This window comes from Bradyrhizobium lablabi (assembly GCF_900141755.1).
Lineage (GTDB): Bacteria > Pseudomonadota > Alphaproteobacteria > Rhizobiales > Xanthobacteraceae > Bradyrhizobium > Bradyrhizobium lablabi_A.
In genome coordinates, this window is record NZ_LT670844.1 from 707939 (window position 1) to 731930 (window position 23992).

28 protein-coding genes are annotated in these 23992 nt (G+C 62.7%); 7 read left to right on the forward strand and 21 right to left on the reverse strand.

The window, feature by feature from the left end:
* Positions 1-10 precede the first annotated feature (10 nt).
* The 4 genes from B5526_RS03370 to B5526_RS03385 are packed head-to-tail and all read right to left on the reverse strand — an operon-like array spanning position 11 to position 3043.
* Positions 11-862: a hypothetical protein gene (locus B5526_RS03370; RefSeq protein ID WP_079536861.1), complete on the reverse strand. Its 852-nt coding sequence runs from the start codon at positions 860-862 to the stop codon at positions 11-13.
* Positions 863-867: 5 nt separating this feature from the next.
* Entirely contained in the window at positions 868-1560 is a 693-nt protein-coding gene (locus B5526_RS03375; RefSeq protein WP_079536870.1) for a 4-carboxy-4-hydroxy-2-oxoadipate aldolase/oxaloacetate decarboxylase, read from the reverse strand.
* Positions 1557-2270 (reverse strand): PIG-L deacetylase family protein, encoded by a 714-nt coding sequence (locus tag B5526_RS03380; protein WP_079536872.1) that lies wholly within the window; start codon positions 2268-2270, stop codon positions 1557-1559. Before B5526_RS03380 ends, B5526_RS03375 begins: the two co-directional genes overlap by 4 nt.
* A gap of 59 nt (positions 2271-2329) precedes the next feature.
* Positions 2330-3043, reverse strand: coding sequence for a TetR/AcrR family transcriptional regulator (locus tag B5526_RS03385; protein ID WP_079544658.1), 714 nt, complete (start codon positions 3041-3043; stop codon positions 2330-2332).
* 126 nt (positions 3044-3169) lie between these two features.
* Here B5526_RS03385 and B5526_RS03390 point away from each other — a divergent pair, with 126 nt between their 5' ends.
* Positions 3170-4150, forward strand: coding sequence for a Bug family tripartite tricarboxylate transporter substrate binding protein (locus tag B5526_RS03390; protein WP_079536874.1), 981 nt, complete (start codon positions 3170-3172; stop codon positions 4148-4150).
* Between the two features lie 7 nt (positions 4151-4157).
* Positions 4158-4985, forward strand: a complete 828-nt coding sequence (locus tag B5526_RS03395; RefSeq protein WP_079536876.1) for a transporter substrate-binding domain-containing protein — start codon at positions 4158-4160, stop codon at positions 4983-4985.
* Here B5526_RS03395 and B5526_RS39370 read toward each other — a convergent pair.
* A complete protein-coding gene (locus B5526_RS39370) occupies positions 4982-5113 on the reverse strand; it encodes a hypothetical protein (protein WP_283807597.1) in 132 nt (43 codons plus the stop codon). The two genes, B5526_RS03395 and B5526_RS39370, sit on opposite strands and share 4 nt — an antisense overlap.
* 117 nt (positions 5114-5230) lie before the next feature.
* On the opposite strand from B5526_RS39370, the gene B5526_RS03400 reads away from it, so the two are divergent.
* Positions 5231-5857, forward strand: coding sequence for a methyltransferase family protein (locus B5526_RS03400; RefSeq protein WP_154071110.1), 627 nt, complete (start codon positions 5231-5233; stop codon positions 5855-5857).
* Between the two features lie 19 nt (positions 5858-5876).
* Here the strand turns inward: B5526_RS03400 and B5526_RS03405 are convergent, their stop codons facing one another.
* From B5526_RS03405 to phnG, 10 genes are all read right to left on the reverse strand, one after another.
* The gene (locus B5526_RS03405; RefSeq protein WP_079536880.1) at positions 5877-7136 is read right to left on the reverse strand and encodes an MFS transporter; all 1260 of its coding nucleotides are present in this window, start codon (positions 7134-7136) and stop codon (positions 5877-5879) included.
* A 97-nt stretch (positions 7137-7233) separates the two neighbouring features.
* Positions 7234-7845: a pyridoxamine 5'-phosphate oxidase family protein gene (locus B5526_RS03410; RefSeq protein ID WP_079536881.1), complete on the reverse strand. Its 612-nt coding sequence runs from the start codon at positions 7843-7845 to the stop codon at positions 7234-7236.
* Between the two features lie 24 nt (positions 7846-7869).
* Entirely contained in the window at positions 7870-8451 is a 582-nt protein-coding gene (phnN, locus tag B5526_RS03415; RefSeq protein ID WP_079536883.1) for a phosphonate metabolism protein/1,5-bisphosphokinase (PRPP-forming) PhnN, read from the reverse strand.
* Positions 8448-9605 (reverse strand): alpha-D-ribose 1-methylphosphonate 5-triphosphate diphosphatase, encoded by a 1158-nt coding sequence (locus B5526_RS03420; protein WP_079544659.1) that lies wholly within the window; start codon positions 9603-9605, stop codon positions 8448-8450. Before B5526_RS03420 ends, phnN begins: the two co-directional genes overlap by 4 nt.
* Before the next feature lie 15 nt (positions 9606-9620).
* Positions 9621-10319: a phosphonate C-P lyase system protein PhnL gene (gene phnL, locus B5526_RS03425; protein ID WP_079544660.1), complete on the reverse strand. Its 699-nt coding sequence runs from the start codon at positions 10317-10319 to the stop codon at positions 9621-9623.
* 8 nt (positions 10320-10327) lie between these two features.
* Positions 10328-11116, reverse strand: coding sequence for a phosphonate C-P lyase system protein PhnK (gene phnK, locus B5526_RS03430; RefSeq protein ID WP_079536885.1), 789 nt, complete (start codon positions 11114-11116; stop codon positions 10328-10330).
* On the reverse strand, positions 11109-11993 hold the full coding sequence (locus tag B5526_RS03435) for an alpha-D-ribose 1-methylphosphonate 5-phosphate C-P-lyase PhnJ (protein ID WP_079536887.1): 885 nt from the start codon (positions 11991-11993) through the stop codon (positions 11109-11111). The genes phnK and B5526_RS03435 overlap by 8 nt, the downstream gene beginning before the upstream one ends.
* Complete coding sequence (locus tag B5526_RS03440; protein WP_079536889.1) at positions 11990-13093, reverse strand: carbon-phosphorus lyase complex subunit PhnI; 1104 nt, start codon at positions 13091-13093, stop codon at positions 11990-11992. The genes B5526_RS03435 and B5526_RS03440 overlap by 4 nt, the downstream gene beginning before the upstream one ends.
* A 3-nt stretch (positions 13094-13096) precedes the next feature.
* A complete protein-coding gene (phnH, locus tag B5526_RS03445) occupies positions 13097-13705 on the reverse strand; it encodes a phosphonate C-P lyase system protein PhnH (protein ID WP_079536891.1) in 609 nt (202 codons plus the stop codon).
* Positions 13706-13708: 3 nt separating this feature from the next.
* The gene (phnG, locus tag B5526_RS03450) at positions 13709-14179 is read right to left on the reverse strand and encodes a phosphonate C-P lyase system protein PhnG (protein ID WP_079536893.1); all 471 of its coding nucleotides are present in this window, start codon (positions 14177-14179) and stop codon (positions 13709-13711) included.
* Positions 14180-14299: 120 nt separating this feature from the next.
* Between phnG and phnF the strand changes: the two genes are divergently transcribed.
* Entirely contained in the window at positions 14300-15028 is a 729-nt protein-coding gene (gene phnF, locus B5526_RS03455) for a phosphonate metabolism transcriptional regulator PhnF (RefSeq protein ID WP_079536895.1), read from the forward strand.
* Positions 15029-15035: 7 nt separating this feature from the next.
* Here phnF and phnE (B5526_RS03460) read toward each other — a convergent pair whose 3' ends face one another.
* From phnE (B5526_RS03460) to phnC, 4 genes are all read right to left on the reverse strand, one after another.
* Positions 15036-15884, reverse strand: a complete 849-nt coding sequence (phnE, locus tag B5526_RS03460; RefSeq protein ID WP_079536897.1) for a phosphonate ABC transporter, permease protein PhnE — start codon at positions 15882-15884, stop codon at positions 15036-15038.
* The gene (phnE, locus tag B5526_RS03465) at positions 15881-16765 is read right to left on the reverse strand and encodes a phosphonate ABC transporter, permease protein PhnE (protein WP_079536900.1); all 885 of its coding nucleotides are present in this window, start codon (positions 16763-16765) and stop codon (positions 15881-15883) included. The genes phnE (B5526_RS03460) and phnE (B5526_RS03465) overlap by 4 nt, the downstream gene beginning before the upstream one ends.
* Positions 16766-16832: 67 nt before the next feature.
* A complete protein-coding gene (phnD, locus tag B5526_RS03470) occupies positions 16833-17765 on the reverse strand; it encodes a phosphonate ABC transporter substrate-binding protein (RefSeq protein WP_079536902.1) in 933 nt (310 codons plus the stop codon).
* Positions 17766-17833: 68 nt separating this feature from the next.
* Positions 17834-18649 carry a phosphonate ABC transporter ATP-binding protein gene (gene phnC / locus B5526_RS03475; protein WP_079536904.1) on the reverse strand — a complete coding sequence of 272 codons (816 nt, stop codon included), beginning with the start codon at positions 18647-18649 and terminating at the stop codon, positions 17834-17836.
* A gap of 197 nt (positions 18650-18846) precedes the next feature.
* Between phnC and B5526_RS03480 the strand changes: the two genes are divergently transcribed.
* From B5526_RS03480 to B5526_RS03490, 3 genes are read left to right on the forward strand one after another with little or no spacing between them, the layout of a single operon-like run.
* Positions 18847-19515, forward strand: a complete 669-nt coding sequence (locus tag B5526_RS03480) for a chloramphenicol acetyltransferase (RefSeq protein ID WP_079536906.1) — start codon at positions 18847-18849, stop codon at positions 19513-19515.
* Positions 19512-20717 (forward strand): alpha-D-ribose 1-methylphosphonate 5-triphosphate diphosphatase, encoded by a 1206-nt coding sequence (locus tag B5526_RS03485; protein ID WP_079536908.1) that lies wholly within the window; start codon positions 19512-19514, stop codon positions 20715-20717. Before B5526_RS03480 ends, B5526_RS03485 begins: the two co-directional genes overlap by 4 nt.
* Before the next feature lie 6 nt (positions 20718-20723).
* A complete protein-coding gene (locus B5526_RS03490; protein WP_079536910.1) occupies positions 20724-21446 on the forward strand; it encodes a DUF1045 domain-containing protein in 723 nt (240 codons plus the stop codon).
* Here the strand turns inward: B5526_RS03490 and B5526_RS03495 are convergent.
* Positions 21434-22195: an NUDIX hydrolase gene (locus B5526_RS03495; RefSeq protein WP_079536912.1), complete on the reverse strand. Its 762-nt coding sequence runs from the start codon at positions 22193-22195 to the stop codon at positions 21434-21436. The two genes, B5526_RS03490 and B5526_RS03495, sit on opposite strands and share 13 nt — an antisense overlap.
* 599 nt (positions 22196-22794) lie before the next feature.
* A complete protein-coding gene (locus B5526_RS03505) occupies positions 22795-23646 on the reverse strand; it encodes a division plane positioning ATPase MipZ (protein ID WP_079536914.1) in 852 nt (283 codons plus the stop codon).
* Between the last annotated feature and the right edge of the window lie 346 nt (positions 23647-23992).

Sequence of the window (23992 nt, forward strand, 5' to 3'; positions counted from 1 at the left end):
CAGCGTCCCTCTAAAAAAGCGGTCGCGTCACGTCGTCGAATAATTCATCGACCGCGAACGCGCGCGGAATAAGCCCTTGTTGCGCCGTGTATTGGATAATCAGTTCCAGCGAGCGGCGCATTTCGTCGGCGCTAAACTTGGGCGATGCGGCCGGCGCACGCGCCGCGCTTTCTTGCAGCAGCCTGAAAACCTCCCGCACCGCTTCGGGTTGCGTGCGCGACAACGTCTCACTTACCACCACCATATGGTTGATCGGCATCACGCGGTGCTTGGCGAACCAAGACTTCTCTTCCGCCACGGCGTCCGGAAACAGCAGTTTCAGGCCGGGGCGATCGACTTTTTCTCCGAGCACAGCGTCGAGCTCGCCGTCGAGCAGCATCTGGATGATCTCTTTGCCTTTCGGCGCCCGCTTGGTCGTGTCGCGGAATTCGGCGACATGCGCGTCCTCGAATGTCACCCAGTCAATGGAATCGAGATCGACGCCGTAGTCGTTGGCGAGGATGCCGCGCAGCCAAGCACCGGTGGTGGTGGTGAAGGAGCGGATGCCGACGCGCTTGTTGTTGAGGCCGACGGGCGTCAACGTTCCAAGCTTCGCATTGTAAAGCGCGTATGCGTGCTGAAACCGCGCCAGCACGACGTTCGGCAATAGCACCATCGGCTTGCCAAAGCTTTTCGCCATCAGATAGGTGACGATCGCCATCTCGGAGACGTCAAACGCGCCTTCGCGGACCATCGGCTTAAAGCCCTTGTTGGTCGGCGAATGCTCGACGAAATCGAACTCGACCAGATCGGATTTGATCAATCCGTTCTTCAGCGCCGCGGTGCCGGGATGATCGCCGAGCAATGTGCGTAGCCGCATCATCGGGGTCAATCCGCCTCCGGTTCGTCGATATAGACCAGCCCCGCCTTGGCCAGCGGCTCGCGCATCTTGTACATGTCGAGCCCGAGCACGCCGGAGGCCAACTGCTTGCGCTTGCCCTCCTCATCGGCCTGGCGTTTTTCGCCCTTGGCGGCGACTTCGGCGGCCTCTTTCCGCGCGACCACCACGACGCCGTCATCATCGGCGATCACGGCATCGCCGGGATGGACATTGATGCCCGCGCAGACCACCGGCACATTGACGGCACCAAGCGTCGCCTTGACCGTGCCCTTCGCCGAGATTGCCCTCGACCAAACCGGAAAGCCCATTTCGCGCAGCGATTTTACGTCGCGACAGCCGGCATCGATGACGAGGCCAGTGACGCCGCGCGCCATCAGCGAGGTCGCCAGGAGATCGCCGAACATGCCGTCGGTATTGTCGGTGGTGCAGCCGACCACCAAAATATCGCCCGGCCGGCACTGCTCGACCGCGACATGGATCATCCAGTTGTCGCCGGGCTGCGCGAGCACGGTGACGGCGGTGCCGGCGGCCTCGGCGCCCGTCCATACCGGGCGCATATAGGGCTTCATCAGCCCGACACGGCCGTAGGCTTCGTGCACCGTGGATGTGCCGAGCGCGCCGAGCCGTTTGACCACCGCGGCGTCGGCACGGTTGATGTTGCGGACAACCACCGTCTTCATGCCAGTTCCTCCATCGCCATCGGGAATAGCCGCTGATAGGCCTCGCCATAGGTCATGGCCCTACCGGAGTTGCGCCCGCCCTGCATGCCCCGCTGCAGCGCCACCCGCTCGTAATAGGCCCACAGATGCTTTTGTGCCGCCAGAATCTCGAACGTCTTGCGTTTTATGTCCCAGACCTCATCGATGTTGAGGATGACCTGCGGCTTGAAATTGCACATTTCCGGCTGATGCGGTTCGAACAAGAACACCGGCGGCGCGGCGTAGTTGTAATCGGCCTGCGGCTTGTGCCCCATCGCCTGCGCCACGATCCGCGCCTCCTGCGCGTAAGCGGCGGCTGCCGGATGATCGACATTATAAGGATCTTCCAGCGAATGCGTGAGCACAAAACTCGGGTTGAGCTCGCGATAGATATCGATCAGCCGCTCCATATGCGCAGGCGTCAAGTGCAGCGGATAATCGCCGGCATCGAAGAATTCGATCTCGGCGCCGAGGGCGGCCGCCGCACGCTCCGCCTCGTCCTTGCGGCCGGCCTTGACCTTTTCCAGCGTCATCCCTTGTTGCTTCCAGGCGAACTGGGATTCGCCACGCTCGCCGAACGCCAGGCACACGATCTTGACGCGGTAGCCCTTTTTGGCATGCAGCGCGATCGCGCCGCCGGCGCGCCAGACAAAGTCTCCGGGATGGGCTGAAACGACAAGTCCGGTTTTCATGGGATGCAAACTCCCCTTTTGGTTGGAATTTAAGGAACGTGCCTCTCGAGGCGGGCCGCTCAGTTCTTGGCTGACACGGCAGATCTTCGACGCAGCGCCTCCGGCTGATCAAGCGCGGGCGCCTGGAGTGAAGCGACCGTCGCATGCACCAGCTGCTCGATGGCATTTCCCGCATCAGCGCCATCCGCGCCACCCCTCGACAGGCGAGAGACGCGTTCGGGCGTCACCAGCGAGTAGTAGAGCGCGCCGAGCAGGAAGTGGCTGCGCCAGACGATCTCGTTACGCGGAATGTGCGGCAGGCTCTCGTGGATCGCATCGATAAAGGCGTGGCTGGTGTCATCAAACGTCTGCGCGATAATGCGCCGCGCGACTTCGTTTCCCTCAGCCGACATCACCGCGCGGAGCCGTGTGAACCGCGCGCCTCCGCCTGCGAGATCGCTGCCCGAGGAGAATGCGGGCAGCACATAGGCGCGGACGATCGCCTCGAGCCTGTCCTGCAGATCGCGCACCCGCATGGCGGCGGCCAGCAGTTCGGAGCGCCTGCGGTTCATCGGCCCGCAGTGACGGCGGTAGATTTCGAGAAGCAGTCCGTCCTTGGTCTTGAAATGATAGGTCACGCTGCCGGGATTGGCGCCCGCTGCCTGCGCAATGTCCCGAACCGAAACGGCGTTGAAGCCGTTGGTCGCGAACAACTCTTCCGCGGCGCACAGGATCGCCTCCCGCAGATTCGGCTTGCGGGGTGCGGTGGCCTTGCTGGCGGACTTGCGGACCATCATTTGTATGAATGTACAAAAGATAAGGTCTGGTCAATAAAAATAATGGGCATTAGTACTGGGCCGGGCTGTTCCCGTCGCTCTCGGCGATGGACTTCACCAAGCAAGAAAGAGGAGCGTACCGGCATGCCGGGCTTGATCAAGAAATTCGGCTATCTCGTCGCGGGCGCAGCCCTGGTGCTGGTTAGCGCCGGCGCGAATGCCGAAGATTTCCCGAACCGGCCCGTCCACATTTTGGTGCCTTACGCGGCGGGCGGCGCGGTGGACGTGCTGGCGCGCACCGTCGGTCAGTCGCTGGGAAAGATCTGGGGCAAGCAGCCGGTCATTGAGAACCGCCCCGGGGCCGGCGGGATCATCGCGTCGCAGGCGCTGACGCAAGCGGCTGCGGATGGCTATACGTTGATCCTGGTCGCGAGCGGGCACCCGCTCAATCAGTTCATCTACCCCAGCCTGCCCTACGACACGTCAAAAGATTTTACCGCAATCAGCGAGGTCGCCTCGTCGCCGCTCGCGATCATGGTCTCGACGAAAAGCCCGTATGCCAATCTTGGGGATCTGCTCGCGGCCGCCCGGAAAGACCCCGACGCCCTGTCCTATGGGATGTCGGGCAATGGAACGTCCGCGCATCTCGCCGGCGAACTGTTGAAGTACATGGCCAAGGCCAAGATTGTCGCCGTGCCCTACAAGGGCGGAACGCCGGCGCTGACCGCCGTGATCGCCGGCGACATTCCCATCAGCATCAATCCGCTTGCGGAGGCCGTCGGCCAGATCGGACAAGGTGGCCCATTACGCGCAATTGCGGTGACCTCGGCGGAGCGTTCGAAGATGTTACCCGAGGTTCCGACCGTGGCGGAGTCCGGTGTCCCCGGCTACGACGTTTCGGTGTGGTGGGGATTTCTTGGACCCGCGCACATGCCGCCCGAGTTGGTCACAAAACTCGAGACCGATCTGAAAGCGGCCTTGCACGACCCGAACGTGCTGACGACTCTGGAAAAGATCGGCGCAACGCCGGTGGGCAGCACCTCCAAGGAATTCGACGCGTTCATGCACGCGGAAGTGACAAAATGGGAGCCGGTGCTGAAGGCGGCAAATATTCGCGCGCAGTGAGAACAAGATGTCAGCATCCCAACTATTTCGCTCGATCCTGCATCCTGGCTGCGTTATTCGAAGCGCGTTCGTCGTCGCCATCCTCACCGGCGTGCTGGGCGCGCTTGGCGTCCACGCGGGCGACGAGAAAGACCTGCTCGCCCCCACGGGCAGTCTGCGCGTCGGCGTTTATCGCGGCAGCCCGACCTCGATGGTCGTCGACCCCGCCACCGGGCAAACCCATGGCCTCGCTTACGATCTTGGACAGGAGTTCGCGAGGCGCCTGAACGTGCCCGCGAAATACGTAACCTTCCAACGTGTTGCGGATGTCGTAACCGCGATCAAGAACAATGAGGTCGACTTCACCGTCACCAATGCGACGCCCGCCCGGGCGGAAGATGTCAGCTTCAGCCCGCATTTGATATCCGTCGAGCTCGGCTATCTCGTTCCCGCCACGTCTCCGATCAACCGAGCTGATGAGCTGGATCGGCCGGGCATCCGTATCGGGGTTACCAAGGGCAGTACATCGGAGCGCACGCTGCCGGCCAAATTCAAGAACGCAAAAATCGTTGCCGCCGAGAATGTCAGGGTGGCGATCGAGATGCTGAACCGCGGTGAAATCGACAGCTACGCCACCAACAAGCCGACGCTGTTCGAAATGTCGGATTCGATGCCGGGCGCACATGTGCTGGATGGCAATTGGGGCCTGGAGCACATGGCGATCGCCATTCCCAGGGGACGCGAGCAAGGCTTGCCGTTCGTTGCAGACTTTGTACGGGAGGCACAAGCCAACGGACAGCTGAAGAAGACGGCGCAGCAAGCGGGATTAAGGGGCGCCGTCAAAGCAGAGCCCTAGGGCGTGATGATTTTGAGTTGAATCGTCGCCTGCGCAAGTTCGATCACCTCGCCCCGCTTGCGGGGAGAGGTCGGATCGCGCAGCGATCCGGGTGAGGGGGATTCTCCGCATACGTTGTGCTTCAGCATTCGCGGAAACAGCCCCTCACCCCAACCCTCTCCCCGCAAGAGCGGGGCGAGGGAGAAGTCACCGCTGTGCCTCAACCTAAAGTCATCACGCCCTAGGGGCCGCCGACGTTTCATCACGTGGTCGTCAAGTCAGCTTCCGTTGACGACAGCGCGGCGGAGGCCGAAATTCACCCCATGAAATCGCCATACGCCATCATTGCATACTGTTCGTGGCTAGTGCTCGGGCTGGTTTGGCTGCCGGGCTACTTCATGAGCAAGAACACTGCCAATGTGCCCAGTCTGGCCATGCAGATTCCGGCTTCGGCCCTCCTCGCTATCGGCTTTGTTTTCCTGCTTAGTCCATGGCCTCGTTCTCTGAACGTGGCGGTCACGCCCCAGGATGCGTTTTTTGGAATAATCGGCGTCGCGCTCGATTTGGCCGGGGTCGGTTTTGCCATCTGGGCCCGCCTCGCCCTTGGGGCCAACTGGTCAGGATTGGTCGTGACGATGAAACAGGCGCACGAACTCGTTCAAACCGGTCCGTATGCCCTCGTACGCCATCCGATCTATACCGGGATTCTGCTCGCAATGATCGGCACGGCGCTGACGCGTGGAACATTGGCGAGCTACATCGGCGTTGCAGCAGGCTTTGTCGCCATCATGATCCGCGTCGGCATCGAGGAACAACTGATGGGCAATCGGTTCGGCGAGGCACACCAGACGTACCGGCGGCGAACCTGGAAGCTGATCCCGTTCGTGTGGTGAGCAGGGCAAAGCCGGTATCTCACTTCGCGTTCGCAGGCGCGTGCAGATGCCACAAATCCGCGCGCCAATGCAGCGCAATCACGAGCATCAGCGCCAGCCCTGTCGCCGCATAGAGCGTGCCGGTCGCGGCGAAGCCGATCGCGTCGATCAGGCTGCCGGAGGCCAAGAGGCCGAGCGGCAGGCTGTAGATCACGAGCATGCGCACCCCCATCACCCGGCCGCGAAAATGCTCGGCCGCGGTCCGCATCAGGATCACCGCGATCGAGATCATGGTCAGGCTCTGCGAAAAACCCGCCAGCATCAGGCAGGCGATCGCGGTTGGCATCGATTGCATCTGCGCAAACACCAGAAGTGCGGCGTACCACGCAGCCGTCGCGCCGATCATCAGCCGCGCCACCGGGACGCCGCCCACAAAACTCAGCAGGACCGAGCCTGCGAGCGAGCCGATGGCAAAACTCGCCGAGAGATAACCGAGCCCGGTCTGGTCGGTGCCGTAAATCTCGCGCGCGACATAAGGCAGCAATCCGTTGGACAGGGGATAGGCGGTCAGGTTGGCGAGGAACGCGATCCAGATCGCGGCCCGCATCCGCGGCGTGGTCCAGACATAGGCCCAACCCTCCCTGAGGTCGCGCAGCGGCGATCGCCGTAGCGCGCCGCCGGCCACTTCATCGGCAGGAAACGGCTTTGCGGGCGCCACGACGCACAGCGTCAGCACGGTGCTGACGACGTAGAGGCTGAAGATCGCTACATAGGCCGGCCCGATGCCGAGGGATGCGAACAATCCGGCGCCGCTCAGCGCGCCCGCGATCCGCGCGGTATCCATCGTGGTTCTGGAAACGCTGATGGCGCCGATCAATTGGTCATGCGGCATGATGGTGGCAACCAGCGCGCCGCGCACGCCGAGATCGGACGGCCGCACCAGGCCCATGATCGCCACGATGATGAATACGTAAAGCGGGGTCAGATACCCCGTCAGCGCCAGCGTCATCAGCGTCGCCGACAGCGTCGCATAGGTCGCGCGCATCATGGCGAGCAGGTCGCGGTGACCGATGCGGTCACCGACCACGCCGAACACCGGCGCGATCAGTGTGCCCACATAACTGAGCGACGCGAACACGGTCAACAGCAGCACCGATCGGGTCTCGACCAGCACATACCACCCGAGAATGAGCGTCTCCATCTCGAAGGCCCACGATGTCAGGAGATCGGCAGGCCACTGGAAACGGTAATTCCTGATAAGGAAGGGTGCGAACGCGGCAGGCCGCGCGAGCGCGCTCAAAGCCCGTTGCCCCGGTTCATCGCGTTCCACCCTGCCCTGGTTTTTTAATTAGGGGCAGCGTAACGACGATATTACCGGTGTCAATCGTGCCGGATCGTCACCACATCGTTTGCCGCGCGCGTTCCGGCCAGGCGCGGTCGTATTCCTCGCCGCCGACCCTGTTCTCGCTCATCTCGGCAAGGATCTGGCCCGGCGTCGGCAGGGTTTTGGGGTCGATCCGCTTGTCGGGATTCCACAGGTCGGATCGGACGATGGCACGCGCGCATTGAAAATAGATCTCGTTCACGGTCATGACGATGACGGAGCGCGGCGCCTTGCCGTCGACCTTGAACGACGCCAGCACATCCGGATCGACCGAGACCTGCGCAGAGCCGTTGATGCGCAGCGTCGTGCCGGAGCCCGGGATCAGAAACAACAGCGCGACCTTCGGATCGCGCACGATGTTGCGCAGTGAATCGACGCGGTTGTTACCGCGGCGATCCGGCATCATCAGCGTTCTGTCGTCATGGATTCGAACAAAACCCGGCAGATCGCCGCGCGGCGAGCAATCCAGTCCCTCCGGCCCGCTTGTTGCGAGCGCTGCAAACGGCGACTTCTCGATCAGCACGCGATAGGACGGCGTGATGCGGTCGGCGACCTTGACGGTGGAGGCCTCGTTAGTCTCTCCGTAGATCGCTTCAAGCTGCGCAATGGTTGCAATCATCGTCATTGCCGTTCTCCCGAAATCGCAGCCTCACTCGCCTCTGATGATCCGCGTCAGCTGACGCGCATGGTATTCGACGCTGCCGACATTGATAATGGTGGCATCGGGAGCCGCCGCGTCATCGACGGCGCGGCGAAGCCGGTGCTCGATCTGGCCGTCGCTGCCGCGCGCCCGCGCGGCCAGGCGTTGCGCGAGAATGTCGGAGGGCGCCGTAATCGAAACCACGGTGACATGCGCATAGACGCGGCGCATCGTCTCGACCACGGCGCGTGATACGTTGACGACCACCGTGCGGCCGGCGCGGATCTCGTCATCGATGGAGACGGGCAGACCATAGCCATGGCCATGGGCTTCCCAATGCACGGCGAACCCGCCGTCCGCGCGCCTTTGCTGGAAGGCCTCAAGACTCACCTGCTCATTGTCCTCGGAAGCCGTGGCTTCCCGCGTCACCACGCGGCGCGGAAAGACGACGGTGCCGTCCTCGGCGCATGCTGATTGCGCCAATCCGATCAGCGTATCCTTGCCGGCGCCGCTCGGCCCGACCACCAGGATCAGCCGGCCTGGCCCGATCGCGGTCTTCGCGTGATCCGATATGGCTGGAGCTTCGGTCATGCCACGCGATGTCCTTCGCGCCAGACGCTGCGCACCACCGGCGTATCGCGCGCCACATGCACGCGAATGAGATCGGCGCGCTTGCCGATGACGATCTCGCCGCGGTCCGGCAGGCCGACCGCTTGCGCCGGCGTCTTGGTGACGGTGCGGACGGCGGAGGCCAGATCGATCCCCGGGACGCGCTGCGGCAGTTGCAGCGCCGCCATCAACAGGCTCGAGGGGATGTAGTCGGATGAGAGGATATCCAACAGCCCCTCGCGGGCGAGATCAACGGCGGCGATGTTGCCGGAATGGGAGCCGCCACGGACGACGTTGGGCGCGCCCATGAGAATTCCGATGCCGGCCTGATGCAGGCCGCGCGCGGCCTCTAACGTCGTCGGAAACTCCGCCACCGAAACCTTATCGCGGATGGCGTCGCTGACGTTCTCCTCGGTGGTGTCGTCGTGACTGGCGAGCGGGATCTCGTATTGACGTGCGAGCGCGACGATCTCGCGCATATTGCCCGCGGCATAGGCCTTTTGATAGGCAAAGCGCCGCTCGAACAGCGTGTCGAGCTCGGCGTCGGTCATGCCGGCGCCCTTGCCGCGATAATAATCCCGCAATTTGCCTTCGTCGCGGAACTGGCGTTGTCCGGGGGTGTGATCCATCAGCGACATCAGCCGCACGTCCGGCCGCCCGATCAATTCCCTGGCTTCCTCGACCACGCTCGGCATCGGGATTTCGCAGCGCAGATGCAGGAAGTGGTCAGCGCGCAGGAGGTTCGCGTCGCGCGCTGCTGCGATCGCTTCCGCCATCACCCCGGCCCGGCCATCGACTTCCTCGGCACCGTCCTCGCGCCAGACCCGCAACGAATCCAATACCGTCGTGATGCCCGACGTGGCGAGTTGCCCGTCATAGGAGACGACGGCAGCGATCGGGTCCCAGAACACTTTTGGGCGCGGCACGTAATGCGCCTCGAGATGATCGGTGTGCAATTCGATCAGGCCCGGCATGATCAGATCGCCGCCGGCGTCCTCGCTGCCGAGAGGAACCTTGCCCTCGCCAAATCCTGCAATGCATCCACCGGCAAACGCGATCCAGCCGTGCTCGATCACTTGATCCGCCAGTACGATCCTGGCGTTGCCGATAACGGTTTCGGAGGGTGTCGAAGTCATCTCAAGCATCTTCCTTCAAGCCGCAGCGGCGAATGATGTCACGTCGACGATCCGGTCGGCGATCAGGTGCCGGATCTCATCGTCATGGACGATGGCGACCATGGCAACACGAGCGCGCTTCTTTTCACCGATCAGATCGACCACCACAGTGCGATTGGCGGCATCGAGCGAGGCCGTTGGCTCATCGAGCAAAAGGATCGGCAGGTCGGAGATAAAGCCGCGCGCGATATTGACGCGCTGCTGCTCGCCGCCGGAAAAGGTCGAAGGCGGCAGGGCCCAGAGCCGCTCGGGAATGTTGAGGCGGCGCAGCAACTGTCCGGCTTTTTCCCGCGCCAAAGGTCGCGGCGTCCCGTTGGCGATCAAGGGCTCGGCCACCACGTCAATGGTTGCGACCCGTGGCACCGCGCGCAAAAACTGGCTGACATAGCCTGTCGTGGCGCGGCGCACGCTGAGAATCTGGCGCGGCTCGGCGTTGGCGAGATCGATCAGTGCGCCATCGTGACGGACGCCGATCCGGCCGCCATCGCAGCGGTAATTGCCAAAGATCATTTTCAGGATCGAGGATTTACCGGCGCCGGAGGGACCCGACAGCACCACGCATTCGCCGGCCTTGACCTCAAAGGAAACGCCGCGCACCACGGGAAGCTGCACGCCGCCCTGCAGATGCATCGTAAAAGTCTTTTCGGCGTTTTCAATTTCGATCATCGCGGTCATCGGTGCGCTCATGCCGGCAAAATCGAGGAGACGAGCAATTGGGTATAGGGCTCGCGGGGATCATCGAGCACCTGATCGGTCAGCCCTGTTTCGATCACCCGGCCGCCTTTCATCACCATCACCCGGTGCGACAACAGCCGCGCCACCGCGAGATCATGGGTGACGACGATGGCGGCAAGATCTAATTCGCTCACCAAATTGCGCATCAAATCGAGCAGCCGCGCCTGCACCGAGACGTCGAGCCCGCCGGTCGGTTCATCCATGAACACCAGCCGCGGCTCGGTGACGAGATTGCGCGCGATCTGCAGCCGCTGCCGCATGCCGCCGGAATAGGTCCGCGGCGCGTCGTCGATGCGCTCCGTATCGATCTCGACGCGCTCCAGCCAGGACGATGCCGTGTTGCGGATATTGCCATAGTGGTTCCAGCCGACCGCCATCAATCGCTCGCCGACATTGGCGCCGGCCGACACCGCCATCCGCAAGCCCAGCGCGGGATCCTGGTGCACATAGCCCCAGTCGGTACGAAACAGAAACCGCCGCTCAGCCTCGCCGAGGCCAGCGAGGTCGCGCAATACCCCGTCGCGCATGCGATAGGACACGCGCCCCGCGCTCGGCGCGAGCTGCGCCGACAATAATTGCAGCAGCGTGGTTTTGCCGGAGCCGGACTCGCCGACGATCGCCAGCACTTCGCCGGGATAAAGCGCAAAGGAAACGTCTCGGCAGGCGGTCAGCCGGCCATAGGTTTTTGTCAGTCCCTCCGCGACCAACAGCGGCTGGTCGCTGTCATGGTCAGCCATGCGCCCTCTCCTTGTGCGGCGCCGCGTTTTCCGTGCCGCGATGACCGGAGGCCTGGCGGCTCTCGCAAAAATCCGTGTCGGAGCAGACGAACATCCGGCCGCCCTGGTCGTCGGTGACGATTTCATCGAGATAGGAATCATCCGCCCCGCACAGCGCGCACGGCGCGTCGAAGCGGTAGCGGGTGAATGGATGATCCTCGAAGTCGAGCGATACTACCGAGGTATGCGGCGGTATCGCATAGATGCGCTTTTCGCGGCCGGCGCCGAACAATTGCAGCGCCGGACAATTGTCCATTTTCGGATTGTCGAATTTCGGTGTCGGCGACGGGTCCATCACGTAGCGCGCGTTGACCTTCACCGGATAGGCATAGGAAGTCGCGATATGCCCGAAGCGCGCGATATCCTCGTAGAGCTTGACATGCATCAGCCCGTATTCGCCGAGCGCATGCATGCGCCGCGTTTCGGTCTCGCGCGGCTCGAGGAAGCGCAGAGGTTCGGGGATCGGCACCTGATAGACCAGCACTTGTCCGGCATGCAGCGGCGCTTCGGGAATCCGGTGCCGGGTCTGGATCACGGTGGCGTCGGCCGTTGATGTTGTGGTCGCGACATCAGCGGTCTTGGCAAAAAACTTGCGGATCGAGATCGCATTCGTGGTGTCGTCGGAACCCTGGTCGATCACCTTCAGCACGTCTGATGGCCCGAGGATCGCCGCGGTCACCTGCACGCCGCCGGTGCCCCAGCCATAGGGCATCGGCATCTCGCGGCTCGCGAACGGCACCTGATAACCCGGGATCGCGATCGCCTTCAGGATGGCGCGGCGGATCATCCGTTTTGTCTGTTCGTCGAGATAGGCGAAATTGTAGGCCGGCGCGTTCATTCGGCGGCCTCCTGAAGGGGCGGCGACGCTTCCGCTTCGGCAAACTCCTTGCGGAGTTTTCGTAGCAAACCAAGCTCCGACTGAAAGTCGACATAATGCGGCAGTTTCAGATGCTCGACAAAGCCGGTCGCCTGCACATTGTCGGAATGCGACATTACGAATTCCTCGTCCTGGGCGGGCGCGATCGTCTCGTCCCCGAGTTCGCGGGCGCGGAGCGCCCGATCCACCAGCGCCATCGACATGGTCTTGCGCTCGCTCTGCCCGAAGGCGAGACCATAGCCGCGGGTAAAGCACGGTGCTTCCGTCGCCGAGCCCTTGAACTGATTGACCATCTGGCACTCGGTCAAGGTGATCGGACCGAGCGGCACCGCAAAACCGACGTCTTCGGCGAAAAATTCCACCTCGACTTCGCCGAGGCGAATTTCGCCGGCGAACGGATGGTTGCGGCCATAGCCGCGCTGCGACGAGTAGCCGAGCGCGAGCAAGAACCCCTCATCGGCGCGGGCGAGATTCTGCAGCCGCAGATCGCGGTCGGCCGGAAAACTGAGCGGCTCGCGGGTGAGATCGCCGACCGGCGAATCCGCATCCGCCTGTGGCGAAGATTCGATCAGGCCGTCGCGGCCCAAAATGTCGGTGACGCGCGGCGTCGCCACGGCCGATGCGTCCGATGTCGCGGGCGGTTCGGGATCGAACCCCTCGGAGAGCTGCGGATCGAGCAGCCGATGGGTGTAATCGAACGTGGGCCCGAGGATCTGGCCGCCCGGAATGTCCTTGAATGTCGAGGAAATCCGGCGGCGCAACTCCATCTTGCCGGTATCCACCGGCTCGGTGGCGCCGAACCGCGGCAAGGTGGCGCGGAACGCCCGCACCAGGAAGATCGCCTCGATCATGTCGCCGCGCGCCTGCTTTATCGCAAGCGCTGCCAGTTCGCGATCATAGAGCGAGCCTTCGGCCATCACACGATCGACCGCGAGGCTGAGCTGTCCGGAAATCTGGTCCAGCGAGACTTCGGGAACCTCGCGATCGCCGCGCCGCTCATGCGCCAAGAGGCGATGGGCGTTCTCGATGGCGCGCTCGCCTCCCTTGACGGCGACATACATGCGCTAGCCTCCCTTCGCGACAAGCCGCGTGGTGCGGGGTATCGCGATAATGGTATCGCCGTGGACCAGCACGACGTCGATGCCGCGCGGAAACAGAGTGGCGTTGATGGCAAGCCGCTCGAACAGGTCGGCGGGCTCGATCGTCGCCTGCATCACGGCCTTGCCGTCGATGCCGGGGCCGCGCAATTCGAAGCTCTTGCCTTGCGTCAGGCTCTCGACCTGCAGGATCAGCGTGGTCGACCGGTCAGGATATTCATTGCCGCCGAAGGCAAAGCGATCGAGCGCGGGAAGCGCGCTGGGGTCGCCGATCAGCGCAAAATGGCAGACCGAGGAATCCGCGATCACCGGCGCGCCGGTGTGGAATTTCAGCCACTTCGTCACCTCCGAGGTCTCGGACATGAGCGGGTCGAGCCAGACCGGCGTGTCGTGATCGAACAAGGTCAGCGCGATTGCCGCGCTGCCCTTCATCAGCGGGTGAGGCGCGCCAGTGGCGACCGCGATGCGCCGAACGCTGCCGGGGCGCGCCATCGCATCCATCACCGAGCGGAAGGTCGTTTGCGCCGACAAGACCTTGTCGGCGAACCCTGCGGGCAGTTCGGCAACCGTGGTCATCACTCAACCCTCACCGCGCACCAGCGTGTAGAAATCAACCCGCGTCGCCGCGGTCTCCTTGGCCTTCCGGTTTCGAGCGGCGGTCATGGCCGCGCGCAGCGGCGCGAGTACATGTGACTCCACCGCATCGGCAAATTCGTTCGACTGCACCATCGCATCGCACAGCGCGATCATCCGCGCCTTCTGCCGGTCGCGGCCGAGCGTGTAGCCAAAGCCTACCTCGCCGGTCGAAAGCCGCACGGCCGCGCGCGAAACTGTGGCCTCGCCGAGGTTGAACGGCGCGCCGTCGCCGCCGATGCGGCCACGCACCATGACCAGGCCGTTCTCGCCCTCGCGAAGATTTTCGTAAGGCGGTACCGCGATGGTCTCGAGATGCCCGGCAATCTCGGCCGCGTCGGAATGCGCCAGCACCGCCATCGCCGCCTGGCGATGCGCCTGCCTGGTATTTTGATCGCTTTCGATGCCTTTGGTCATGTCGGCCCTTGCCGGAATCAAGTTGTCTATGATACTAGACAACTTGATGGAGAAACGCCAGTGACCGTTTCGTGACAAACGCATGATTTTTCCGATGTGCCTCCTTGGGCGTTCCGCGCCATGAGCACGCAGGATGCAGCCTCGGGCGTGGCGCTGTGGCGCCAGGTTGCCGACGGCATCGAGCGTGGCATCGCCAATGGCAGCTTTGCCGCCGGCGAAAAGCTGCCGGGCGAGATGGAGATCGCCGAAACCTATCGCGTCAATCGCCACACCGTGCGCCGCGCACTGGCGACGCTCGCCGAGCGCGGCCTGGTGCGCGCCGAGCGCGGCAGCGGCACCTATGTGGAAGCGCCCAAGCTCGCTTATCCCCTGCGCTCGCGGACGCGGTTTTCCGAGATCGTTGGTGCCGGTGGCCGCGAACCCCATGGGCAACTGATCGACGCTTCAGAGGACGTCGCGACGCGCGAACTGGCGCGGCAACTTGGACTGAAAACCGGAGCGCGGCTGATTCGGATCGAGGCGCTGCGGCTCGCAGACCGTACGCCGATCTGTACCAGCACCACCTGGCTTTCCGCCGAAAGCTTCCCTGACGCCGGCCGCGTCTTCGGCAGCACGCGCTCGATGACCAAGCTGCTGGCGCATTACGGCATCCGCGACTATCGCCGGGGATCAACCCGAATCACCGCGGCGATTGCCGACGCGACCGATGCCGCGCGGCTGGACCTCGCGCTCGGGCGTCCCGTTCTCGTGGTCGACGCCACCGACGTCGATATCAACGACAAGCCGCTCGTGACCAAGCGCTCCCGCTTTGCCGCCGAGCGCGTCGAGTTCCTGGTCGAGAATACCTAAGCTCGCGTCAGACGACCGCGCGCCGCCCGATGATCGCAAAGCGGAGCTTGCTCGAGATCCAGTCGATGGCCGCGACCGCGACCAGGATCATCAGGATCAGGAACGACACCTTCTGCCACTCGAGCACGCGGATTTGCTCGGCCAGTTGCAGGCCGATGCCGCCGGCGCCGACAATACCGATGATGGTGGCCGAGCGCGTGTTCGATTCGATGAAATAGAGCACCTGCCCCGCGATCACAGGCAATACCTGCGGCAAAAGGCCGAAGCGGATTTCGTGCAACGCATTGCCGCCGGAGGCGCGGATGCCCTCGACCTGCTTCTTGTCCGCGCCCTCGATCGCTTCGGAGAACAATTTTCCGAACGCGCCGAAATCCGACACCGCGATCGCCAGCACGCCGGCAAACGGTCCAAGGCCGACGACGTTGATCCAGACCAGCGCCCAGATCAGCGTATCGACGCCACGGATCGAATCGAGGAAACGGCGGATCGGAAAACGGAAGATATTTGAGGGCACGATGTTCTTTGCCGCCAGCAGGCTGACCGGCAGCGCGAAGGTGGCGGCAAGCGTCGTGCCCAATAGCGCGATCGACAGGGTTTCGCCGAGCGCTTTCAGATAAAGCGGCAGCGAAGAGCCCGGATCCGGCGGGATCATCATCATCGTGATCCAGCCGAGCTGATGCAACCCCGCCAGCATCCGCGCCGGCGAGAAGTCGAGGTGAACGAGACCGAAGGCGAAAATCCCAAAGGCTGCAAGGAGCATCAAGGGGGTCGCCAGCCGCGCCGATAGCGGCCGGTCGAACACGTCAGGATATCGCGCGTGAAGGCCTTCGGAATCCGGTACCGGCAATTTGCTCATGCGTGGCGGTCCTTGCCGAACAAACGACCGCGGATCCAGCCGGTGCCGATATCGATGACGAAGACCGTAACAACGATCATCAGGAGGATCGCGCTGACATCGGAGTAATAGAATTTTCTGATAGCAACCACGAGCTCCTGCCCGATGCCGCCGGCGCCGACAAAACCCATCACCGAGGCGCCGCGCACATTGATTTCAAAGCGCAGCAGCGTGTAGCTGGCAAACCCCGCCGCCACCTGCGGCAGCACCGCGAACCGCATGCAGGAGATCCAGCTGGCGCCGGTGGATCGCACCCCTTCGACCGGCTTCATGTCGACGTTCTCGACCATTTCGGCAAATTGCTTGCCGAGCGCACCGATCGAATGGATGGTGATCGCCAGCACGCCAGCCATTGGGCCGAGACCGAACGCGATGACAAAGATCAGCGCGAACACGATATCGGGAACGGTGCGGCAGAATTCCATCAGGCGTTTGACGATGACGCGCAACCAGACCGAAGGCGAGGTATTTTCAGCCGCCAGGAAATTCAGCGCAAAGGCGAGCACGGCGCCGAACAACGTGCCGACATAGCTGATCAGGATGGTTTCGCCGAGCAGCAGCGACCATTTTCTAAAACCCCAGAGCCATTCGGTGAGATTGGTCCAGACCCGCGCGCCGTCCTCCAGCGTAAGAATGCGGTCAAAATAGCTGACAAAATTTCCAAAATGCGTGAAGAAGGTCCGCAGATTGACCTCGGCGCCGAACGAAGCAACCACGAGAGCTGCGAAGAATATCGCCGCGCCCAGCGCGACGCGCAGGCGCTTGCGCGCGACCGCCTTGCGATAGGCCGCGTTGAGCGCCGCGAGTTGCTGGCGCGGAAGAATGGATACTGCGATCGTCATGTTATCCGGATCCGGACAAACAAAAGAGCCGGGTCGCGACCCGGCTCCGGTTCCATATGTCCTGCAATCAGGACGCCTTCTTGCGCAGATTGTCGACGAACTTAATCAGCTCGATGGTCTTGTTGTAATCTTCGTTGGCGATCGGCTGCCACGGCAGATTCTTGCCGTCGGAGAGCTTTTTAAAAGCGTCCTTATCCTTCTCTGGAGCATCCAGGAACGCCTGCTTGATCGCGGCCTTCATGTCCTCGGGCAAATCGCTGAGATAGGCATAGGGCGAGTTGATGATGAGGTCCGATTTCACGATGATGCGGAAATCTTCCTTCTTCAGCGGCGTGCCGTCGCTGCTCTTCACCATGTTCTTGGCGAGCATCCGCGTCAGGTTGGAATCGTCTTCCGCGTTCCACCAGTTGGCGGCAACGTCGACGGTACCCTGCGCCAGCGCCAATACCGCGTTCTCATGGCTGCCGGTGAACACCACCTGCGAGAAAAATTTCTCGGGGTCGACGCCCATCTGGTTCATCTTGAAGCGGGGCATGTTGTTGCCCGAGGTCGAATTCGGATCGACCAGGCCCAGATTCTTGCCTTTCAGATCGTTGAGCTCGTGATACGGGCTCTTGGCGAGAACATAAAACACCGAATAGTAACCCTTGGAGCCGTCGGCGTTGACGTCGATCACGAACGCATCTGTCTTGACCCCGGTGACGCGCGCGCGCGAGAACGAGGCCGGGCCGTAATAAGCGAGCTGGATGTTGCCGGCGCGCTGGCCTTCGATAACCGCCGCGTAGTCATTGGCGATGCGCAGATTGACCTTGATGCCGAGTTCCTTTGACAGATAGGCGACGAACGGAGTGAAGCGTTCGGTCACACCTGAAGCATTCTCCGCTGGGACCACCGCAAAAGTGATCTCGGGATATTTTGTCTTCCAATTCTCCGCGGATGCGGCTGACGCGGTGAATGCCAGCGCCGTCGCGCTTGCAACAAAAATGCGACGATTGATCATGACGCCCTCTTTCCTGGGTTGAAGCTCGCGGTATTTTCGCGGAATGCTGTGGTTATCGACGCGGGTACTCAGGCTGCGGCAGCCGTGCCGAGAGCCGTAACGGTTGAGCCGCCGGGCAAATCGGCGGGTGTTGCGCCCATGACTTCATTCGCCTCGAGATCGTACAGCTCGCGCGCGATATGTTCGGTGAGCGTGGCGGGTGCGCCATCAAATACGATCCGGCCTGACGCCATCCCGATCAGGCGATCGCAATAGCTGCGCGCCAGATCGAGCGAATGCAGGTTGCAGATCACAGTGATGCCGAAATGCTTGTTGATGCGCAGCAGCGCGTCCATCACGATCTTGGTGTTGCGGGGATCGAGCGAAGCGATCGGCTCGTCGGCGAGGATGATGTCGGGTTCCTGAACCAGCGCGCGGGCAATTGCGACCCGCTGCTGCTGGCCGCCGGAGAGCTGGTCGGCGCGTTGCGCCGCCAGCGAGGCCATATCGAACTGCTCGAGCGCCGACATCGCGACCGCGAGGTCTTCTTCGGGCCAGAGCTGCGCCAGCGAGCGCCAGGACGGAATTTGCGAAATGCGCCCCATCAGCACGTTGGTCAGGACGTCGAGCCGGCCGACCAGATTGAACTGCTGAAAGATCATGGCTGAGCGGGCACGCCATTGCCGCAGCTCCTTGCCGCGCAAGGCCGTGACATCGACGCCTTTATAAAGGATCCGGCCTTCGGTTGGCGGTGCCAGCCGATTGATCATCCGCAGCAAGGTCGACTTGCCGGCGCCGGAGCGGCCGATCACACCGACAAAACCACCGGGCTCGATGGCAAAAGAAGCATTGTCGACAGCGGCCTTTGTGCCGAAACGGCACGTCAAACCTTCCACCACCAGCATGCAATGCTCCAGGACGCGTAGCTGCCACCATCGCTAACGTCTGGATTTTACAGTTGTGTGACAGCCTCGCTGCAGTGCAACCAATGTCCACCGCTGATTGGCTGTCATCCAAATGTCATGCTGCTGTCACCGGGCCCATCGATGACGTGCAGCCTTGAACGAGTATCTTTGGATCAGATCTATCGCGGGAAGTTCGCATGGCCGGCAAAATGCTTTCGATCGAACCGACCATCGACCCTACCGCCAAGCTGCATGAGGTGAGGCTCGGCGCCTATTGCGAAGTAGGCCCCCGCACGATCCTGCACGAAGTGTCGATGGACGACTATTCCTATGTCGTCAACGACGCCCAGATCACCTATACGACGATCGGAAAATTCTGCTCGATCGCGGCCATGACCCGGATCAATCCCGGCAATCATCCGATGCAGCGGGCTTCTCAAGCCCACTTCACCTATCGCGCCAGCGCGTATTTTGAGGGCGAGAGCGACGAGGCCGAGTTCTTCGAATGGCGGCGGGGCCATCACGTCCATATCGGCCACGATGTCTGGATCGGGCACGGCGCCATTGTACTGCCGGGGCGCAACGTCGGCAGCGGCGCCGTGGTCGCGGCCGGCGCCGTCGTCACCAAGGACGTTCCGGCCTACGCCATCGTCGCCGGAAATCCGGCGCGAATGATCCGGCGGCGATTTCCGGAGGGCGTGACCAACCGGCTCGCCGCGCTGGCGTGGTGGGACTGGGACCACCAAACGCTGCGCCGGGCCCTGCCCGATTTCCGAAAACTGGCGATCGAGGACTTTCTCGCAAAGTACGAGCAGGCGGGCATTCCCACCCAGCCAGCCACTCCGCGACGAAGTGCCGTATCATGACGGATATTTTTATCGAGGGCGGCCATGCGTTGCTCGGCGGAGAAATTCGCGAAACCTCGCTTGCGATCGCGGGCGGCGAAATCAGCGCAGTCGATCCGGACCATAGCCGCGCCTCGATCGGCCTTGACGCGCGCGGCCTGAAGGTGTTGCCCGGCATCGTCGATCTGCATGGCGATGCGTTCGAGCGGCAGATGATGCCCCGCCCCGGCGTCGATTTTCCGATCGACGTAGCGCTCGTCGACAGCGACCGGCAGGCGACCAGCAACGGCATCACCACCGTCTATCACGCCACCACCTGGTCCTGGGAGCCCGGCCTGCGCAGCGGCGACAATGCCGGGCAATTGCTCGAGGCGATCGAGACCCTGAGGCCGCAGCTTGCAGCCGATACCCGCTTCCACCTGCGCCAGGAGACCTACAATCTCGATGCTGAACCTGCCATCGCGCAATGGCTGTCCGACGGACGCATCGATCTGTTCGCCTTCAACGACCACATGGAGTCCATCGTTGCAAGCGCCGCCCGGCCGCGGAAGCGCGCGCAGATGGTGGAGCGCTGCGGCATCTCCAACGAGGAATTCGATTCCCTGGTGCAGCGAGTAGTCTCCCGCGCCGATGAGGTTCCGGCGTCGATCGCGCGGCTTGCGGAAGCCGCAAGAAATACAAATGTCCGGATGCTGTCGCATGACGACAACAGTCCAGCGATGCGCGAGGCCTTCCGCGCGATGGGCGTCAACATCGCCGAATTTCCGATCAACGAGGAAACCGCGCGCGCGGCGGCTGCGGCCGGCGATGCGATCGTGTTCGGCGCGCCCAATGTGGTGCGCGGCGGCAGCCACACCGGCTGGACCAAGGCGGCCGACATGATCGAAAAGGGTCTCTGTTCGATCCTCGCCTCCGACTATTACTATCCCGCGCCATTGCTCGCGGCGTTCCGGCTCGACGTCGACGGCGTGCTGCCGCTCGCGCAAGCGTGGGACCTGATATCGGCGGCGCCGGCCCGGGCGGCGGGTCTTGCGGACCGCGGAATTCTCGCCAAGGGTTTCCGCGCCGACATCGTCCTTGTTGACGACGAAGTGCCGCTGCGGCCACGCATTGTCGCCGTCATCGCCGCGGGGCGTCTGGTGCATCTTTCCGATGCGAGCCGCCTGACCCATCGATCGCCCGGCGCGAGGCGGTTGCAGCCGCGTGAGGCGGCTCTATTCTGAAGAGATATGGCCAGCTTTCCGCGTTATGCGATCTATTATGCCTCCGCGCCCGGCAGCGATCTCGATCGCTTCGGCGCGCAATTGCTCGGCTATGACGCCTTTAGCGGCGAGGAGTTGCCGTTTCCGGATGGCATCGCGGAGGTCGTGCCGGATTGGCGCGAACTGACAAAAGATCCGCGAAAATACGGCTTTCACGCCACGCTGAAGGCACCGCTGCCGCTTTCGGCCGCCAGGAACGAGGCCGAGCTTGTTTTGGCTTGCGAGGCGTTCGCCGCCGCGCCGCGGCCTATTCCGGTGATTACGCCTAAGGTCGGTTCGATCAGCGGTTTTATCGCGGTTGTGCCTTCCGAGCCGTCGGCCGGACTCGAGCAGCTTGCCGCGGATTGCACGCGTGAATTCGATCAATTCCGCGCGCCACTGACGGCCGAAGATCGCGAGCGACGCAATCCTTCAGCGTTGACGCCCCGCCAGCGTGAATATCTCGATCGCTGGGGATATCCCTATGTGATGGAAGAGTTCCGCTTCCACATGACGCTGACGGGGCGGCTCGATGCCGGGCGGCGCGAGTCCATCCTGGCGATGCTGCGGGGGCGTTTTTCCAAAATCGGCCTTACCATGCTCGTGATCGACCGGATCGCGCTATTCCGTCAGGACGATGCTCACGCCCGGTTCCGGATCGTCAACCACTGGAAACTACGCGCGAGCGAAGCCGCCGATCAGAGCCGGTAATTCAGGTCGGATCGCGTCCGCCGCAGCCAGCCCCTCACCTTCCGTACCATGCCTGCGCGCCAGCCTTCGGTTACGGTAACGGGTTGAGGCGCGAGCTCGGACGCCGCGGCTTGTGCCTCCACAACGGGCATCTCCTCGACCGCAGGAGCGGATAGCTCGGCCTCTGCGGGTTCGCTGGCGAACGACGGACGCGCCTCTTGCTCGCTCACCGGCGAATTCGGCTCGGATTGCAGCACGTCCGGTACGTCGATCGGCGATCTCTGCACGACCGGCCGCCGGCTGCGGCGCTTCTCGGTGGCCGACCGCTCGACCTTCGGCCGCCGTGCCTCCTCCGCGAGCGCGGCCGATTGCAGTGCGAGCGGCCCGACATTGGCGAGAAACGCACGCTCATATCCGCGCGAGAGCCGCTCGACCGCGTCGTCAAGCGGCAACCAATCGACGGCCTTCACATCGTCCATCAGCTCGTGGGCCTGCTCGCCGCTCGCCTCCATGCGCCAATAGTGGACGACTTTCGACCGTCCGCCCGACTCATAGACCAGCGTTCCCAAAAATTCCTGCACGGAAACATCATGCCCGGTTTCTTCGAGCACCTCGCGCTTGGCGGCGGCGCGCGCGGTTTCGCCGTCATCGAGCTTGCCTTTGGGAAGTACCCATTCGTTGCGCTTGCGTAAGCGCACCACCGCGATCAGCGGAGTTTCCTCCTGCCGCAGCACAATGCCTCCAGCCGCCAGAACAGGCTCCCTCGCCATCGCTATTATGGCCTCTTCTTCAATGACGCTGCGCGCACGCATCGTCCGCGCGATTTTCGCAGGCACGCCGGCACGGCGCCGGCTGGTTTCCCGATCATGCCCGGAACTGTCCCCAACATTTTAAGATGATCCTCGTTTCATCAGAATGGGAGGACGGCTCGCGGAATTCAAGTTAACGGGTGAGGCTCGTGCATGACGAGCGAGATATATTGTATGCAATAATCTTCCGAGCTGGAAAACATTTCAGACTCCCGATCAAAAAATTTTGCGAATGAAGGATTCCTCACTAATGTCGCATTGATCGCGGATCATGCGCGCATCGAAAAAAATCCCAGCGGATGCTATGAAAATATCTGACTATGATTGCCCGTCTTGCGGGGCATCATACTTGGTCGCCGAATCGACGTCGGCCCCGGCAGGCCCGAGCCACGCCGACTGCGCAATATGCGGCGAGCGCCTGGCATCTTGGGAGGAACCCAAATTGAGGGTCTATCGTCTCGAAATGTCGGCGGAATTCAAGTACCCGCGAATCCAGCCGCCGCCGTCGCCGCAGTAGCCTTTACCTCATAGCCCGGTCGTAATCAGCAGCCTGGTCGTGTTCAGCCCACCGCCAGGCGGCTGCTGTGGCTGGTCATTGCAGCGTTTGAGTGCTGTTCGCCCAGCAAAATAGCGCCGAGCAGGTTCTGCATCTCCAGGCGCGCGGAGACATGCGACATGGTCGGGCGCGTGCCGAGCGTGACTTCATCGATGTCATCGACCGCCGTCAATCCGCGCGGGTAAAGCTCGCGGAAGATCACCCGCTCGGCCAAACCTTCGACGCAGCGGAAATTGAGCCAGCGCGACAGCTCCTGCAGCCCGCCGCCGACCAGACGGTTGTTGCGCGATCCGAGCGTGGAAAGCCGGTTGCGCAGGACAATCCACTCGGCGGAGGCCTGCTCGGCCTGGCGTTGCCGGCGCGCCGTCTGCACCATCTGCGAATAGTGACTGGTGCCGCTAACCTGGAACGTCCGGGGATCAACGCTACCGAGGACATCGAGGTCGACAAAACTGTCGTTGAGCGGCGTGATCAGGGTGTCCGCGAGCGAATGAGCGAGCCGCATCAAGTAATTATTGTGACCGGGGGTATCGATCACGATCACGCCGCAGCTGCGCCCGAGCGCGTCCACGGCATCGGTCAGGGTCTTGCATCCGACCGCTTCATCTTCGGCAGAGGGATAATGGACCTTGCCGAAGCTGAAATGATCGGGAATTTCGAGATCGCGGGCGACCTGCTTCGCCCAGGCGCGCCGGTTCTCGATGAAGTGGGTCAGGCTCTTTTGCCTGGCATCGAGATCGATGGTGGCGACCCGCTCGCCCGACTTGATCAGGGCAATCGCAATATGCATTGCGACCGTCGACTTGCCTGATCCTCCCTTTTCATTGGCTACCACGATGACGCGTGTGGACGACATGAACCCTCGCTTATCGGTTGAAGCTCTGGATGATCGCCTGATCTTGGGTAGAGGTAGGTGATACGAAGTCAGCCGTGATTCTTTGCTTCGCCGCAAGCCCGCACGGCGTCTTGAAATGCACGAGGTGCGCCCGCGATGCTCAGGGATTGGTAAACCAAACGTTAAGCAACGCCGCCGCGGCGCGATCCCGGCAACGCCGAAAGCTTCGATTTTCGCGGAAATCACGCTGTCAAAGCCGGCCACGGCGACCCGGCAAGGCGAAATCTGACCAAGATGTCGCACATTTGACCTATCGTGAGCTCTGCCGGCTTAACCGTTTCTCCAACCACCGCCTGCATAGTGGAGC